Origin of the sequence: Enterobacter sp. MGH 33, from assembly GCF_000534535.1 — a bacterium.
Lineage (GTDB): Bacteria > Pseudomonadota > Gammaproteobacteria > Enterobacterales > Enterobacteriaceae > Enterobacter > Enterobacter hormaechei_C.
In genome coordinates this window covers 3,851,766-3,867,801 of the sequence record NZ_KI973212.1, presented here as the reverse complement: position 1 = coordinate 3,867,801, position 16,036 = coordinate 3,851,766, and the positions used below count along the sequence as shown (strand labels likewise).

Here is a 16,036-nt window from a genome sequence, read left to right as displayed (position 1 = left end):
AAAATTTCTCTTAATTTGAAATCGTCGTTATCAGCCCTGCGATATCACAGGCGCTGACGCGCATTATTGTGCGTGCTATTTCTTACAGGATCACGGCATGAGTGCCACATTAAATGATTTAACGAATAATCCGGCTGACCGAATTAAATCGGCTCTGTCATGGCTTCGCGCCAGCCCGAAGCTATCGCTGGTCATTTGCGCCGCGGCTGCCGTATCGGTATTAATTGCGCTTATGTTCTGGGCAAAAGAGCCAGGCTATCGCGTGTTGTTTAGCAATATCAGTGATGAAGACGGTGGGGCCATTGTTGCCCAGCTGTCGCAGATGAATGTCCCTTACCGCATCGACGCGCCGGGTGGCGCTATTCTGGTTCCTGAAGGGCAGGTCCATGAAGTGCGTATGAAGCTGGCCCAACAGGGGTTGCCAAAAGGCGGCTCCATAGGGTTTGAACTGCTGGATAAGGAAAAGTTTGGTATTAGCCAGTTTAGCGAACAGGTTAATTATCAGCGGGCGCTTGAGGGAGAGCTGGCGCGTACCATTGAAAACCTGGGGCCGATCAGATCGGCGCGCGTTCATCTTGCCACACCCAAGCAGACGATGTTTGTGCGTGAGCAAAAACAGCCGACGGCTTCCGTTACCGTCAACCTGATTCAGGGGCGTACCCTGGATGAAGGACAGGTCATTGCCATTACCCATCTGATTTCCAGCGCCGTGACGGGGCTGACGGCAGAAAATGTCACTATCGTCGATCAGCGGGGTGAGCTGCTCACCCAAAGTGGTTTGCGCGGCCTGCAAACGTCACAGCTGAAGTACACCAGTGAGATCGAAAGTGATTACCAGCAGCGCATCCAGCGAATCCTGGCGCCGCTGGTGGGCAGCAAAAATATTCGCGCCCAGGTCACGGCGCAGATTGATTTTACCCAGCAGGAGCAGACGCAGGAGCAGTATCAGCCCAACGCCGATCCGCAAAAAATGGTGATTCGAAGCCGCCAGACGAGCCAGTCCGAGCAGGGTAATGGACGCGGCAATGGCGGCGTACCGGGCGCGCTGACGAATCAGCCGCCAGCGCCTGCCACTGCGCCACTTACGCAGCCGCTTAACAAGCCTGCCGCTCAAACCAGTACCGCTGGTACCGGAAATGACCGTTCACAGCCCTACAACAATCACAACGATGAGACCACCAATTTTGAGGTCGATCGCACGCTAACCCACATTAAAAATGCCATGGGGCGCATCGATCGTCTTTCAGTCGCGGTGGTGATAAACCATCTGCCGCAAGGCGCTGAGGGCAAGCCGGGTCCGCTGAGTGAGGCTGAACTGAACCGTATTAATGCTCTGGTTAAAGAGGCTGTCGGCTATACGGCCTCACGCGGCGATAGCGTCAATATTTTGAACTCGCCGTTTAACGGGGTTGAGGAAGAGGAACTCCCGCCATTCTGGAAACAGGATAAGTTTTATCAGTTGATGATGGCGATTGCGCGTTATCTGGTTATTGCGATTATCGCCTGGGTTATGTGGCGTAAGCTTGTTCATCCGGCCTGGATCCGCCATCAGGAAACCAGCCTGCGCCGCATGGAAATGGAAAAAGAGGCGCGTCAGGAAGAGCTGGCCGCCCGCAAGAAAGCGTCCGAAAAGGATGCGCGTGACCGCGCTCAGCAGCGTGTGGATACGGAACTTAACAGTCAGCAGCTGCGCGAACTGGCGGAACAAGAGCCGCGGGTTATTGCGCTGGTTATTCGTCAGTGGATGAATCAGGAGCTCAAATCATGAATGCCGCAGAGAAAAGCGCCATCGTTATGTTGACGCTGGGCGACGTCCTGGCCGCCGAAGTCTTTAAGCACCTAAACGCGCATGAGGTGAAGACCATCAGCACTTCTATGGTCAACATGGCGGGGTTTACCCACGATCAAATGGCCTCCGTGCTGCGCGACTTTAAAAATGACTCAAGCGAGTATGCCGCGCTGAGCCTTAACACGAACGAGTATCTGCGCAGCGTGCTGGTCAAGGCGCTGGGTGAAGAGCGTGCGTCAACGCTGCTTGAGGATTTGCTGGATACCCACCAGGGTGGAAACGGGATCGAAACGCTCAACTTTATGGATCCGCTGGCGGTATTCGATCTGATTCGTGAAGAACACCCGCAAATTATCGCCACGATCCTGGTCCACTTAAAGCGTAACCAGGCGGCGGACGTCCTGAGCAAATTCGACGATCGTGAACGTAACGACATTATGCTGCGTATCGCCACCTTCGGCGGGGTTCAGCCCGCCGCGTTGCAGGAACTGACGGAGGTACTCAACGGCCTGCTCCACGGTCAGAATCTTAAGCGCAGCAAAATGGGTGGGGTGCGCCCGGCTGCGGAGATTTTAAACCTGATGAAATCCCAGCAGGAAGAGGCCGCCATTGAGGCGGTTCGCGATTTCGACAGTGAGCTGGCACAGAAAATTATCGACGAAATGTTCTTGTTCGAAAACCTGGTGGATGTCGAGGATCGCAGCATCCAGCGTCTGTTGCAGGAGGTGGAAAGTGAAACCCTTATCATCGCCCTCAAAGGAGCAGACGAAGCGCTGCGGGCCAAGTTCTTCCGTAACATGTCGCGCCGTCAGTCGGATCTGATGACCGAAGATCTGGCATCGCGCGGCCCGGTACGTTTGTCACAGGTGGAAGCCGAGCAGAAGACTATTCTGAACATCGTTCGTCGCCTTGCGGAGACAGGGGAAATCATCATTGGAGGCAGCGACGATGCCTACGTTTGATGCCAATAGCGCCGCTCAGTGGCGCAGCTGGCAGCCTGAGGATCTGTTAAACGAAACGGTTGAAGTACCGTTGCAGACGCAGGATACCGGCCATTCTGACGCGCAGTTTAAGGCCGAGCTGGCACGCCTGCGTAAGCAGGCTGAGCAGCAGGGTATTGCTCAGGGATTGGCGCAAGGCAAAGAGGAAGGCCGTCGCGAAGGCTATGAGGCCGGGCTGAAGGAGGGGCGTGAGGCGGGTCTGGCGCAGGGACTGGAACAGGCTCGTGACGAACGGCAGGCTTTACTGCTCCAGGCTGGAGAATGGGTGACGCAGTGCAAGCTTGCGCTTTCGAATCTCGATAGCCTTATTCCCGGACGTCTGGTTCAGCTGGCGCTGACGGCGGTACAGCAGCTGTACGGCACCCTGAGCGTGGCGGATAACCATGCTCTGCTTGCGCAGATCCGCCAGTTAATGAAGCAGGATACCCTGCTCAACGGCCCGACAGAACTGCATGTGAACCCGCAGGATCTGCCCATGGTCTCCCAGGCGATCGGTGAGACGCTCTCCTCAATGGGGTGGTCCTTACAAAGCGATCCCCAATTGGCCGCAGGGGGATGTCGTGTGGTCACGCCGGACGTGGAGTATGACGCCACCATGGAAACGCGCTGGCAGTCTCTCTGTCAGCTCGCCCGAGAGGAATTGTCCCAATGAGCCAGCAGTTAAAAAACTGGCTCTCGGTCATGGATCGGGTGGAAGAGAAGCTCGGAGAGCTCCCGCGCTTTCGTCAGTACGGCAAGCTGACGCGTGCTACCGGGCTGGTGATGGAGGCCGTTGGCCTGAAGCTGCCGATAGGCGCGTTGTGCATTGTTGAACGTCAGACCGGGCAGGCTATTTTACCGGTCGAGTGTGAGGTGGTCGGGTTTAACGGTCAGACGCTCTATCTTATGCCGCTTGAACATGTTGACGGTATTCTTCCCGGCGCGCGCGTGTACGCGCCAGAGGCCGATAAGGGAGCGGGTAAACAGCTGCCGGTGGGGTTACACCTGCTGGGGCGCGTGCTTGACGCTCAGGGCCGCCCCCTGGATGGTCGTCCACCGGCGGGAAAACCCGTAGCCGGCCTGTTTACCCCCTCGTTTAACCCGCTTCACCGCGATCCCATCAAGTCCGTGCTCGATGTGGGCGTGAGGGCAATAAATGGCCTGCTGACGGTTGGCAGGGGACAGCGTATGGGCCTTTTTGCCGGCTCGGGCGTCGGTAAGTCGGTGCTGCTCGGCATGATGGCCCGTTTCACCACCGCCGACGTCATCGTTGTCGGGCTGATTGGCGAGCGCGGACGTGAAGTAAAAGATTTTATCGAGAACATTCTTGGCGAAGAGGGGCTCTCACGCGCGGTCGTGATCGCCGCACCTGCTGACGTCTCACCGATCCTGCGTATGCAGGGTGCGGTTTACGCCACCCGAATTGCTGAGGATTACCGCGATCGTGGGATGAATGTCCTGCTGATAATGGACTCTCTTACGCGCTATGCCATGGCGCAGCGTGAAGTGGCGCTGGCTATCGGTGAACCGCCGGCAACGAAAGGTTATCCACCGTCCGTCTTCGCGCGTCTGCCCGCACTGGTAGAGCGTGCGGGTAACGGTATGCGCGGCGGCGGATCGATAACCGCCTTTTATACGGTTCTAACCGAAGGGGACGATCAGCAGGATCCGATCGCCGATTCGGCGCGCGCGATCCTCGATGGCCATATCGTGCTTTCTCGTCGCCTGGCTGAGGCGGGCCATTATCCTGCTATTGATATTGAAGCCTCTATTAGCCGCGCGATGACGGAGCTAATTCCGCATGTCCAGTACCGCAAGGTTCAGCGTTTTAAGCAGCTGTTGTCGACCTACCAGCGTAACCGGGATCTGGTCAGCGTAGGCGCTTACGTGAAGGGCAGCGATCCGCTGCTCGATAGAGCGATAGACCAGTATCCTGCGCTGGAAGCCTTCCTGCATCAGGCAATACACGAGCGGAGCGGTTACGACGAGGCTATTGCCGCACTGAGCCAACTTTTCCCTGACATCGATGAACAGGCGGGATAAAACGTGAAAGTGAATAATCCAATGGTCATGCTGCGTGACATGGCTCAGGAAAAGCTTACGGAGACCACTCGCGCCCTCGGCAGCGTCCAGCAGACGCTTATGGCAGCCGTGGCCCAGCATGAACAGCTTCAGCACTATGAGCGCGAGTATCAGCAATCTTTGCGTCAGGGCCTGCTGGGCAGCGGTATGTCGATGGCGGATCTGGTTAATCAACAGTCTTTCATTTTGTCACTTAACCAGGTGGTGAAGCAGCACGAATCACATGTTTCCACCTGCGAACAAGCCGTGGATCGGGTCAAAGAGAAGTGGCTACAGAAAAAGCAGCGCCTTAATGCGTTTGAGACGCTCATCGATCGCCGCGAAGCGGCACTGGCTATGGCACAGAGCCGCCAGGAGCAAAAAATGATGGACGAATTCGCCCAGCGTGCCGGACAGAAAAGAGAAAGGCTATGAATATTGATATTACGGCTCTGCTGTCCGGCGGAGCGCCGACGAGAGCAGGCAAAGGAAAACTCATCGGCGAGGATTTTGCTCTCACGCTCGACGACAGGTTGGCGCAGATGGGAGTGTTGTTACCTGGGCTGGACGTTCCGGCGCAGCTGTTGAGTCATGAAGGATACCCTCTTCCGCAGCCGGTTTTGCCGCCGGTAGCTGAGCCGGGGGAGAGTGACGACACGCTGGCGGAGATCAGAATCAGCGCCTCTCCCGGTGATGAAAGCCCGCAATGGCAGCTTCAGCAGATAGTCACCCGCCAGGCGAGGGGCGCTACAGAGGCTTCGACCCTTGCTGATGCGACTCTGCCACGTGAAGAGGTAGCTGGCGAAAAGGCGCCTTTAACGATCCCTGTTGACGATATTAAGCTGAAGCCCGCCCGACGCGAAGATACCCCTCTCCAGATGCAGGCACAGGCGTTAGGGGGGAAAGCCCCGGACGCCAGCGCCGTGATGCCAGGCTTAACGGCTCATCAGGGAGACGCATCGCAGCACGCTACGTGCGATCCCACGGTTCAGAGCGTCGTGATGGAGCCATCAACGGCGCGACTGGTCAGTCAGCCTGTCTCACAGCAGGTGGTCAACGTCCGTTATCCGCTGGAGTCGCCCGAATGGAAACAGTCGGTGAGCCAACATATTGCCCTGTTCAGCCGCGACAATTTGCACAATGCGGAGATCCGCCTGCATCCTCAGGAGCTGGGCTCATTGCATATCTCTTTGCGCGTGCAGCAGGACCAGGCGCAGATCCATATCGTCAGCGAACATGCCCAGGTGCGGCAGATGATGGAGACTGCTCTACCGCACCTGCGGGCGGCTTTAGCGGAAACCGGGCTTCAGTTGGGCCAGGCGAGCGTGAGCCCCGATCGACCACATACTGGCGGTGGCGAGCAGGGACGTCATCCTTCCGGAGAGCAGCATACCGCTCAAGGTGCAGATAACGTGTTCGTGGACGAAGACGCTGTGGCGGAATTATTAACATCGACGCAAGGAAATATATACGGCATTAACACTTTTGCCTGAATTGCTGAATTGCCGACAGGAATGAAATTTTATCTCCTGATTATTCTGCTGATTAAATGGACTACAATGTCCGCCGTATTTATCGAGGGGCAGGTTGCTGCCTCTCTTATTTTATTGGGTTTACGTAATGGGTAACAAAAATAAAAATGCTGCGGCTCGCGGAGGGTCGCGCTCGCTTCTGTTAATACTAATGTTTCTGATTGCCCTCGCAGCCTGCTGTTTTTCAGGCTATCTGTTCTGGTCGATGAAATATGCACACGTGCAGACGGACAACAATTCGAGAAGTGAGCACGAAGCCCCGGCGGTACAGCAAGTTGAACCGTTATACGTGTCGATGAATACCTTTACCGTTAGCCTGACCCCGACGCAGCACGAGTCGGATCGCGTGCTCTACATTGGTCTGTCCGTGCGACTTGGCGATACGTCGTCCGTACAGGTGCTTGAGAAATTCCTGCCGGAATATCGCAGCCGATTGTTTATGCTGCTTTCTCAGCAAACGTATGAAACGCTCTCAACGGATGAAGGTAAACGCCTGCTGATTAGCAACATCAATAATGAGCTTAAAAAACCGCTGGCGTTCAACAAAAAGATTAACGTCACTGACGTTTTGATTAATGAATTTATTCTGCGGTAAACACAATGGCTGATAGTTTTTTATCACAGGATGAGATCGATCGCCTGCTCAATGCTGATACGGAGAGTCCCGATGACCTCCATGGAAGCATGGGAGATGCGGGGATAAAACCTTACGATCCAAATACTCAGCGACGCGTGATTCGCGAGCGGCTTCATTCTCTGGAAATTATTAACGAACGCTTTGCCCGTCAGTTCAGGATGGGGCTATTTAACCTGCTGCGCCGCAGTTCAGATATTACGGCGGGAAATATCAAGATCCAGCCGTATCATGAGTTTGCCCGCAATTTACCGGTGCCAACTAACCTGAACCTGCTGCACCTTAATCCCCTGCGTGGGACCGCGCTGATGGCATTCTCCTCCGGTCTGGTATTTATGGCCGTGGATAACCTGTTCGGCGGAGACGGGCGTTTCCCGACGAAGGCAGACGGGCGGGAATTTACCCCGACCGAGCAGCGGGTGATCCACCGTATGCTGACAATGGCACGCGAGGCGTATGAGTTTGCCTGGGGCTCTATTTATAAAATTAAGACGGAATACATCCGTTCAGAGATACAGGTGAAATTTACCAATATTACCTCTTCACCAAACGATGTTGTTGTCACCACGCCTTTCTCCGTGGAAATCGGCTCGCATCGCGGGGAGTTCAATATTTGTATTCCCTTCAGCACGATAGAGCCTCTGCGTGAACTGTTAAGCAATCCGCCAATGGATAATTCGCGCCATGAGGATTCTGAGTGGCGCAGCATGCTGGCAAGCCAGATGCGTGAAACCGAGCTGGAGCTGGTGGCGCAATTTGCCGACATCAACACGCGGTTGTCAAACGTCATGAAGATGAAAAAAGGCGACATTATCCCACTGGATAAGCAGGAGTTTATAGAAGCGAACGTCGGCAGCGTGCCGGTATTTACCGCGAAATATGGCTCTGTAAATAATCAATATGCTCTGAAGGTCGATCGGATGAATCAGCCAGCATTAAAATCTTTCAATAAGGAGTGATTTCCCCATGAGCGACATGAATAACTCGTCGGGATCTGAAGATAAGTCTATGGACAATCTTTGGGGTGAGGCGCTGAACGAGCAGAACGCTGCGGGAAGTACAGAGCAAACGGCGGTTCCTCAGTTTTCTGAAGAGATGAACCTGATTCTGGATATCCCTGTCAAAATGACCGTTGAGCTGGGCCGCACAAAAATGACTATCAAGGAGCTGCTGCGCTTAAGCCAGGGCTCGGTGGTTTCGCTTGACGGTCTGGCGGGTGAGCCGCTTGATATTCTGATCAATGGTTACCTTATTGCCCAGGGCGAAGTGGTGGTCGTGTCCGATAAATTCGGGATTCGTATTACCGATATCATTACCCCATCCGAGCGAATGCATCGCCTGAGCCGCTAATGAACGCAGTACAACCTCCTTTTGCCGCAGGGAGCACGAACGTGCTCTCTGGCGGGGCAATCGCGCTATCGGTTATCGGTACGCTCATGCTCATTATTATGCTGATGGTACTGCTGGCGTGGATCGCTCGCCGCAGCGGGTTGGCGCGTTGCACCCGCGAAAGCCAGGCTGCGGTATCGCTGGTGGCAAGTAAACCTCTCGGCTCGCGCGAACGGCTGGTGGTGGTTGACGTGGGCGAACAGCGTCTGGTGCTGGGTGTTACCCCAACCCACATTAGCTGTCTTACCGTACAGGTTAGGCCAGAGGTGCCTGAGCAGGCGACTCCTTCAGCGGCTTTCCCCGCCATGCTGGATAACTTTCTTCATAAATACCGTTCGGGTGGTGAGCAAAAATGAACCGTCTATTGATTGCCCGTGCTGCGACGGGCGTTGGTCTGCTGCTGCCCGTCGCCTCTGCGCTCGCCGCTAACGGCGACATTACGCTGGCCAGTTCGCCGGGGAGCGCTGGCTGGACGCTACCCATCCAGACGCTATTGTTGCTCAGTGGATTCACGTTCATCCCTGCGGTACTGCTGATGATGACTGGCTTTACGCGTATCGTTATCGTGCTGGGATTGATGCGCAACGCGCTAGGTACGCCGACCGCACCGCCAAATCAGGTATTAGTGGGACTGGCCCTGTTTTTGACCTTTTTTGTGATGTCGCCAGTGCTCAACCAGATCTATGAACAGGCATGGCAGCCGTTGCAGGCCAATAAAATCACCATGGAAACGGCCCTGAAGGAAGGCGTAAAACCGCTGCGGGCCTTTATGCTTGAGCAGACGCGTGAAGCCGATCTGGCGATGTTTGCCCGCATTGCTAAAACGCCGACCCTTACCGGCCCGGAGGACGTGCCGCTGAGTATTCTGGTGCCTTCCTTCGTCACCAGCGAGCTGAAAACCGCCTTCCAGATTGGTTTTACCATCTTTATTCCGTTTTTGATTATTGATTTGGTGGTGGCCAGCATTCTGATGGCGCTGGGGATGATGATGGTTCCGCCAGCGACAATTGCGCTGCCTTTTAAGCTGATGCTGTTCGTACTCGTGGATGGCTGGCAGCTGCTGGTCGGTTCGCTTGCACAAAGCTTTTACTCATAGGAGCCTGATATGACCCCCGAAAGCGTCATGGTATTGGGCATGGAAGCTATCAAGGTTGGGCTAATGATTGCGGGGCCGCTGTTGCTGGTCGCGCTGGCAACCGGTCTGATTATCAGTATTCTTCAGGCCGCGACGCAGGTGAACGAAATGACCATGACCTTTATCCCTAAAATCCTGATGATCGTGGGTGTCGGCGTACTGCTCGGTCCGTGGATGATGAAAATCTTTATTGAATACACGCGCATGTTGTTCGCCAGCATTCCTTACGCCATCGGCTAATGATTTTTAATCTTCCCCTTGAGCAGCTTTACGCCCTGATAAGCCATTACTTTTTGGTCATGGTGCGTATCTCGGCGCTTCTGCATGTTGCGCCAGTATTTAGCGAAAAAGCGATAAGCGCCCGCCTGCGTGCGGCATTGGCCTTAACCCTCGCGCTGCTGCTGGGCGGGCTGGTTTCTGAAGCGGATATAGGACTTTACTCCTGGGCGGGCGTCTGGACGATGGCTAAGCAGGTGCTCATCGGCGCCGCGATGGGGCTGACGATGCAACTGCTGTTTGCCGCCGTTCGCCTGGCGGGCGAGATCATTGGGATGCAGATGGGACTCTCGTTTGCCACCTTCTTCGACCCGGGCAGCGGTAACAGCCCGGTGATCGCTCGCCTGCTAAACATGCTGGCGATGCTGCTCTTTCTGGTGTTTAACGGCCATCTGTGGTTGCTTTCGCTGCTTGCAGAGACATTCGAGGCTCTCCCCATTAACACAGAACCGCTGCATGCTGGCGGGATGTTTTACCTCGTTAATCATGCCGGACTCATCTTCAGTCAGGGACTGATCCTGGGCCTCCCGGTGATAGCCCTGCTGCTGAGTATAAACATGGTGCTTGCGCTGCTAAACCGACTTACCCCGCAGCTCTCGATCTTTGTAGTAGGGTTCCCGCTCACGCTGACCTTTGGCATGCTGGCACTGTTGCTCATCGACGAAACGCTGGCTCCATTTTTTGAACGTCTTATGAGCCACGGCTTCGAGATCCTGAGCGGGTTACTACAAGCGCTGGTTTGAGGGCTTAATTCGTGCAGGCTATCCGTACTACCGTCTCCGTTCCCGATGCCAGGATGCTGTTTTCCAGCAAATAGAGGGAACTGGTGGAGGTTTCGCCGCTCTTAAGCTGCGGAAAAATATAATCCGTCACCTCTTTTTCGTTGCTTTGATCGCCCAGCCGACGGGCGTGGCTAAGCATCGTCAGATGCAGCAGGTTGCCGGAGAAGGACATGGTATAATTCACGCTGCGCTGTACGGGTGAAGCTTGCCCTACGCGTTTTCCGTCCTGAAAATGGCGGATGTTACCGATATAGGTCGTGTGTCCCTCATGAAGTCCATCGCGGTATGAGCGATAAATTCCTCGCGCTAGCGTCACGTTGTTTTCGTCCTTGATAGTGTAAAACGAGGCTGGGGCAAAGCACGTCTGTTTCAGCGGCGACGTGGCGATCGTGTACCCGATTGTTAACGCTAAACCTGTCATCAGGCCGCCAGCAAAGAGGATCTGCGGGCGTTTAATAAAGATGAAAATAGAACGATTCACAGTCATTCTTTTGCTCCTGAATGGGTTTTTGACAGGCAATAACTGCCTGATATTTATCTATCTTTCCCGTACCGGTAGTGATGTATAAAATTTTACCCGGTCTGTAATGGACGCGTCTTTCCAGCACATATTCGCTATAGGTGTGCAGCGTTGCCTGGATAAGTTCTGTTTGGCTTATTCGGTTTTTTTGCACCATCACGATATGGCCGGGGGGGATCCCTTCTCCCTGCCAGAGGATAAACTCGATGCTCTGCGGGCTGGGGACAAACGCATTTTTGACGGACAAGGCAATAAGAATACCGATCAGCATGCCGCAGACCGCGAACGCAGCGCTTCGCAAAAGCCTTTTTCGACGCGGTGCTGGCGTAGCGGAGGGGGGAGAAGGCGTAGCCTCCACCGGCATTTCAGGCGGCTGTGGTGGGGGGAGGATCTCAACGCTTTCAGCCGAGGGTTCCGGCGGGCTCTCTTCACGAATAATCAGGCGATAGCCGCTTCGCGTTACGGCAACCAGCGCAATAGCATCCTGCATCTCTAGCGAGGCCAGCGCTCGTCGAAGCTTGTTCACCATAACGCGCACGCTATTATCCGTGACCTCAACGCCAGCGCTACGCCAGCCGATATCCATTAACTGTTCCTGAGACAAAATTTGTCCCTGCGCTTCCACCAGGGCGGCAAGGCAGAGGCAGGCGCTGGCAGGCAGCGTCACGCACTCGCCGTCGCGCGTTCGTGTTAGTAACCTCGTGTGTAAATCCAGCGTCACTAACGATCCAATCGCAATGTAATTGACCATAATATCTTGATACTTCGTAATGAAAGATAAGGTGAATTGAATGGGTATTTATGTTAATTGGGTAAAGTCTTTTCGTTAACAATGCGCAACAATTTCGGGCTACCTAAGGCTTATATCGCAACTATTCGCGGATCGCTAAAGGTAAATTTCAACGATATTAATGTTATTAATGCCGATGTTAAAAATGGCCAGGCCTCGGTTGGCGTATTTGTGTGATAAATAAAGTAAATGCCCTCCCATTTTGATGCGCATGCGGTGATTCCTCTCGCTGAACCTGGCGGCACGATAGCAGTGGGGTGACGCTTATATTCCTATTTTTCTGAGGCTTAGTACGTGAAGGGCAATGACTGACGGGCATTTGCTGACTGCTCAAGTTAGATAAGCTAAACGCTTAAAAATGTATAAGTAACAGGAGGGAATTTCTCCTTTTGCACGCTGTGCAGCGAAAACGATTTTAACATTAAATATCGGCAGTCGCTATAAATGAGTTGGTTAATTTTATCTCACTGGTCATATCATTTAAACAATGTTGAGATGAGCTGTTTAGCGGAAGGTTGCGTTCATAATAAATAAACGAGATGCGTTCGTTCTTTCATTTCGTATTCAATGGCACTTTACGCATGCTATTTATGGTCGATTACCGATCGTCTCCAAATAGGGTAAACGCGTTTTTATATTGTTTTGCGAGACCTTTTTAACCATATTATTTGTAATGTTTTTGGTTGGTTGTGACTTGCCTGACAGACGGTCAGGGCAGGGGAGAAGGATTGAGGACGATTAGCGAGGTTCAAAACGAAAAAAGCCCTCCGACAGGGAGGGCTAACGCGCAATAAATACGCGTAAAATGTTGAGGCTTTTCGGGATTAGCGCAGCAGGCTCAGAACGTTCTGAGGTACCTGGTTAGCCTGGCTCAGAACGGATACGCCGGCCTGTTGCAGGATGTTAGAACGGCTCATTGCGGACACTTCCACGGAGAAGTCAGCATCCTGGATACGGGAGCGGGCTTCGGTGGTGTTGATAACAGTGGTGTTCAGGTTCGCGATGATAGAGCTGAAACGGTTCTGAATCGCACCCAGGTCAGCCTGGAAGTTAGTCACTTCAGTCAGGGCTGCATCCAGGTTACCCAGCAGGTCGTCGGCTGCGGCAGCGTTAGCGGCGGTGTTGATGAACGCTGAGTTCGCTGCGCCTGCATCCGCGACGGTAGGGGCAGTTGCGTTATCTGCGAAGGTCAGCTCTTTCACCACGGTGTTACCGCTTGCGTCGGTGCTCTGCGCGAAGTATTTGGTGTTTGCACCGTCTTTCACGGAGAACAGCTGCATGTTGCTGTCAGCAGCGTCAGCGCCAAAGGCCGCGTTGGAGATCTCGTCCAGTTTAGCCTGATCCAGCGTCACTTCAGAACCATCCTGAGCTTTGAAGGTCGCGCCTTCTTTCAGCTTGGTGGCATCGCTCAGCGTAGATGGACCGTTCAACAGGATATCGGCATCCAGCGCGTTGACTTCCGTTACGTTAGCGGCAGTGACGGCGTCGATTTGAGCAGTAGTACCGGAACCATCATCCTTGAAGGTCATTGCGGCTGTATCAAGTTTAAACATCTTTTCGTTCACGGTGTCGTAGGCGAACACTTCACCGCCAGTGCTGTAAACTTCAACATCCGCAGCAGCACCTGCGCCAATTGCGGTTGCCAGCGCAGCGCCATCATCAGCTTCGTTGTATTTCCACATACCGGTAGCACCGGTATCGATACCCATGTCATCACCATCAGCCTTAAGGTCAGCTTTCTTGGTGTACTGGCTGGTGGCGCCCGCAGAGCCGGCAATTTTATCGAATGCAGCAGTGAAGCCGTCCAGACCCAGAGAGTCGATGTCCAGTTTCTTCAGATCGATGTCGATGGTCTGGCCATCTTTGTCGCCAATCTGGATGGTCAGTTTATCTTTGGAGCCATCGAGAACGTTAACGCCGTTGAAGTTGGTGGTTTCAGAAATACGTTTGATTTCGTCCAGACGTGCAGAGATCTCTTTTTTAATGGAGTCACGGTCGTCAGAGGAGTTAGTACCGTTTTTTGCCTGAACGGTCAGTTCACGGATACGCTGTAAGTTCTCGGTTACTTCTTCCAGCGCGCCCTCGGTGGTCTGCGCCAGGGAGATACCATCGTTGGCGTTACGTGCTGCCTGGGTCAGGCCGCGGATAGAAGAGGTGAAGCGGTTAGAGATCGCCATACCTGCTGCATCGTCTTTCGCACTGTTGATACGCAGACCGGAAGAGAGACGCTGAATTGCAGTACCCAGAGAAGTCTGAGATTTGTTCAGGTTGTTCTGAGCCATCAAGCTCAATGCGTTAGTATTAATGACCTGGGCCATATCAATATCCTTTTAAATAAAGTAACGACGGCATTCGCCAGTTAAATATGCGATGTCTGTTGCGCATACTGAATTAATCGGATGAAAAGGAAATGACTAAATTATTTTTTCATAATTTTTTATATTCCAGAAAAAGCATTCACAAGTGACGGCAATTCTCCCGATTACCTCAGTCAATAGCCTGATAAGCGTGTAAGAGTGTATTAATGTGGTGGTTTCGTTGTCGCCTGAACTGTAAAAAATTAAACTTTATGGCCGAAACCCCGATGATATCGCTATATCTATCTTCACTGTAACAGGAATACAAATCATGGCTTCGTTCTCTATGTCAGGCCTCGGCGGCTCCGGGTTAGATATTGAAAGTATGATTTCGCAGCTCCAGGTAGCTGAGAATAAAAAATTAAACCCCTATTTGCAGAAGCAGAGCAATTATGAAGGACAAACTTCCTCCTGGGGTAAAATCTCCAGCAGTCTGGATGCGGTGAAAACGGCGCTGAAAAAACTGGAGGATGAAGGGTTCAATGGGGTCAGCATTGGCACCAACAAGGCATTTAACGCAACGGCAGGTAAGGGAGCGATCCCGAATAGTTACTCGGTCCAGGTTGAGCAGTTAGCAAAAGCCAATAAAGTGGGGACGGCACCGCAAAATGCGAACGACACCCAGATGGGTGACGGCGCCGGTCCGCGTACGGTGACCATCACCGCAGGCAAAGGCAAGCCGATGGAGGTGGAGCTGAAAGATGATGAAACCTCTCTGGTACAGATTGCTAAAAAAATTAATGCTAAAAATGGCGATGTTACCGCGACGGTAATGCCTGCCGAAGATGGCAAATATCAGCTGGTCGTGACGTCGAAAAAGACCGGCGAAGATGGCGAAATTAGCATCAGCGTAAGCGGCGACAGTAAGCTGGCAAAAGTGCTGGATTACGACCCGGCAGTCACGCCGGGGGCAGATAATGCCCGGGAGATTACGCCGGCGCAGAATGCCATTGTCTACGTTGATGGTACGAAGATTGAACGCAGCTCCAATACCATTTCTGACGCCATTGACGGGATCACCCTCGATCTGCGCGAGGTCTCAGAAAAAGATCCTGACGACGCATCAAAACTGAAATCAGAAACACTGTCGATCACCGCCGATACCTCTAAGGTTAAAAGCCTGATTGAAGAGTTTGTGAATGTCTATAACGCCTATCTTAGCGCGGCATCCAGCGCCAGTGCATACAACGAACCGGAAAAGACGACCGGCGATGAACTGCCGCAGGCCAATGCGTCAAACGGCGCGCTTTTCGGTGACGGTACCCTGCGCCGTTTGACCAGCCAGATGAAGTCCGCTGTCGCCGGGAGCTATGGCGATGCCGACGATCTGTACAAATCTCTGGGTGCGCTCGGTATTGAGGTGAAGTTCAACGAAACCAAACCCGGCGAGGAGCGTACCGGGACCCTGGGCATACTCACCATCGACAATAAAAAGCTCGACGAAGCGCTGAAGAAAAATCCAAAGGAAGTGGAAGCTCTGTTTTTAGGCACCGGCTCAACGGGCGGGATCAAGGATCGCATGGAGGAGGTGTTCACCACCTATCTGGGCGATAACGATTCGATCCCGAAGGTTGAAGGGGCGATCTCCACCGCTCTCAAGGGGGTAAAGGAACAAAATACCCGCGTTGAAAAACAGATAGCCCGCATGCAGGAACGCATTCAGGACAGCCTTGACCGCAGCCGTAAGGAATTCCAGCGTCTCGACCAGGCCCTGACGCAAATGAACAGTACGAGCCAGCAGCTTCAGTCCGCGCTGCTTGGGATCATGGGTTAAACTTAACGCATCCGGGC

General features: G+C 53.5%; 17 protein-coding genes. 14 read left to right on the top strand and 3 right to left on the bottom strand.

The genetic code is table 11. The features are described from left to right. Nucleotides 1–97: 97 nt before the first annotated feature. The 13 genes from fliF (at nucleotide 98) to fliR (ending at nucleotide 10,539) form a co-directional block, all read left to right on the top strand. Nucleotides 98–1,768, top strand: a complete 1,671-nt coding sequence (gene fliF, locus L379_RS06025) for a flagellar basal-body MS-ring/collar protein FliF (RefSeq protein ID WP_032654693.1) — start codon at nucleotides 98–100, stop codon at nucleotides 1,766–1,768. Next, nucleotides 1,765–2,751, top strand: coding sequence for a flagellar motor switch protein FliG (fliG, locus tag L379_RS06030; protein ID WP_032654690.1), 987 nt, complete (start codon nucleotides 1,765–1,767; stop codon nucleotides 2,749–2,751). Before fliF ends, fliG begins: the two co-directional genes overlap by 4 nt. Then, a complete protein-coding gene (locus L379_RS06035; protein ID WP_017692817.1) occupies nucleotides 2,738–3,442 on the top strand; it encodes a flagellar assembly protein FliH in 705 nt (234 codons plus the stop codon). The genes fliG and L379_RS06035 overlap by 14 nt, the downstream gene beginning before the upstream one ends. Next, nucleotides 3,439–4,812 carry a flagellar protein export ATPase FliI gene (gene fliI, locus L379_RS06040; RefSeq protein WP_032654688.1) on the top strand — a complete coding sequence of 458 codons (1,374 nt, stop codon included), beginning with the start codon at nucleotides 3,439–3,441 and terminating at the stop codon, nucleotides 4,810–4,812. The genes L379_RS06035 and fliI overlap by 4 nt, the downstream gene beginning before the upstream one ends. Before the next feature lie 21 nt (nucleotides 4,813–4,833). Beyond that, nucleotides 4,834–5,265, top strand: coding sequence for a flagellar export protein FliJ (fliJ, locus tag L379_RS06045; RefSeq protein WP_015571617.1), 432 nt, complete (start codon nucleotides 4,834–4,836; stop codon nucleotides 5,263–5,265). Beyond that, nucleotides 5,262–6,323, top strand: coding sequence for a flagellar hook-length control protein FliK (locus tag L379_RS06050; RefSeq protein WP_032654685.1), 1,062 nt, complete (start codon nucleotides 5,262–5,264; stop codon nucleotides 6,321–6,323). The genes fliJ and L379_RS06050 overlap by 4 nt, the downstream gene beginning before the upstream one ends. A 190-nt stretch (nucleotides 6,324–6,513) precedes the next feature. After that, nucleotides 6,514–6,957: a flagellar basal body-associated FliL family protein gene (locus L379_RS06055; RefSeq protein ID WP_050597043.1), complete on the top strand. Its 444-nt coding sequence runs from the start codon at nucleotides 6,514–6,516 to the stop codon at nucleotides 6,955–6,957. Nucleotides 6,958–6,962: 5 nt separating this feature from the next. Continuing rightward, nucleotides 6,963–7,955: a flagellar motor switch protein FliM gene (fliM, locus tag L379_RS06060; RefSeq protein WP_015571613.1), complete on the top strand. Its 993-nt coding sequence runs from the start codon at nucleotides 6,963–6,965 to the stop codon at nucleotides 7,953–7,955. 7 nt (nucleotides 7,956–7,962) lie between these two features. Continuing rightward, complete coding sequence (gene fliN, locus L379_RS06065; protein WP_015571612.1) at nucleotides 7,963–8,346, top strand: flagellar motor switch protein FliN; 384 nt, start codon at nucleotides 7,963–7,965, stop codon at nucleotides 8,344–8,346. Further along, a complete protein-coding gene (gene fliO / locus L379_RS06070) occupies nucleotides 8,346–8,741 on the top strand; it encodes a flagellar biosynthetic protein FliO (RefSeq protein WP_015571611.1) in 396 nt (131 codons plus the stop codon). The genes fliN and fliO overlap by 1 nt, the downstream gene beginning before the upstream one ends. Further along, a complete protein-coding gene (fliP, locus tag L379_RS06075; protein WP_015571610.1) occupies nucleotides 8,738–9,481 on the top strand; it encodes a flagellar type III secretion system pore protein FliP in 744 nt (247 codons plus the stop codon). Before fliO ends, fliP begins: the two co-directional genes overlap by 4 nt. 9 nt (nucleotides 9,482–9,490) lie before the next feature. Continuing rightward, nucleotides 9,491–9,760, top strand: a complete 270-nt coding sequence (gene fliQ, locus L379_RS06080; protein ID WP_017692822.1) for a flagellar biosynthesis protein FliQ — start codon at nucleotides 9,491–9,493, stop codon at nucleotides 9,758–9,760. After that, nucleotides 9,760–10,539 carry a flagellar biosynthetic protein FliR gene (gene fliR, locus L379_RS06085; protein WP_074174243.1) on the top strand — a complete coding sequence of 260 codons (780 nt, stop codon included), beginning with the start codon at nucleotides 9,760–9,762 and terminating at the stop codon, nucleotides 10,537–10,539. The genes fliQ and fliR overlap by 1 nt, the downstream gene beginning before the upstream one ends. 4 nt (nucleotides 10,540–10,543) lie before the next feature. Here the strand turns inward: fliR and L379_RS06090 are convergent, their stop codons facing one another. The 3 genes from L379_RS06090 to L379_RS06100 all read right to left on the bottom strand — a co-directional run bounded on the left by L379_RS06090 (nucleotide 10,544) and on the right by L379_RS06100 (nucleotide 14,206). Beyond that, nucleotides 10,544–11,065 (bottom strand): hypothetical protein, encoded by a 522-nt coding sequence (locus L379_RS06090; protein WP_048974273.1) that lies wholly within the window; start codon nucleotides 11,063–11,065, stop codon nucleotides 10,544–10,546. After that, nucleotides 11,031–11,849, bottom strand: a complete 819-nt coding sequence (locus tag L379_RS06095; protein ID WP_026094272.1) for a winged helix-turn-helix domain-containing protein — start codon at nucleotides 11,847–11,849, stop codon at nucleotides 11,031–11,033. Before L379_RS06095 ends, L379_RS06090 begins: the two co-directional genes overlap by 35 nt. Before the next feature lie 863 nt (nucleotides 11,850–12,712). Then, nucleotides 12,713–14,206 carry a flagellin N-terminal helical domain-containing protein gene (locus tag L379_RS06100; protein ID WP_032654678.1) on the bottom strand — a complete coding sequence of 498 codons (1,494 nt, stop codon included), beginning with the start codon at nucleotides 14,204–14,206 and terminating at the stop codon, nucleotides 12,713–12,715. Nucleotides 14,207–14,516: 310 nt separating this feature from the next. Between L379_RS06100 and fliD the strand changes: the two genes are divergently transcribed. Further along, the gene (gene fliD / locus L379_RS06105; RefSeq protein WP_032654675.1) at nucleotides 14,517–16,019 is read left to right on the top strand and encodes a flagellar filament capping protein FliD; all 1,503 of its coding nucleotides are present in this window, start codon (nucleotides 14,517–14,519) and stop codon (nucleotides 16,017–16,019) included. Nucleotides 16,020–16,036 lie beyond the last annotated feature (17 nt).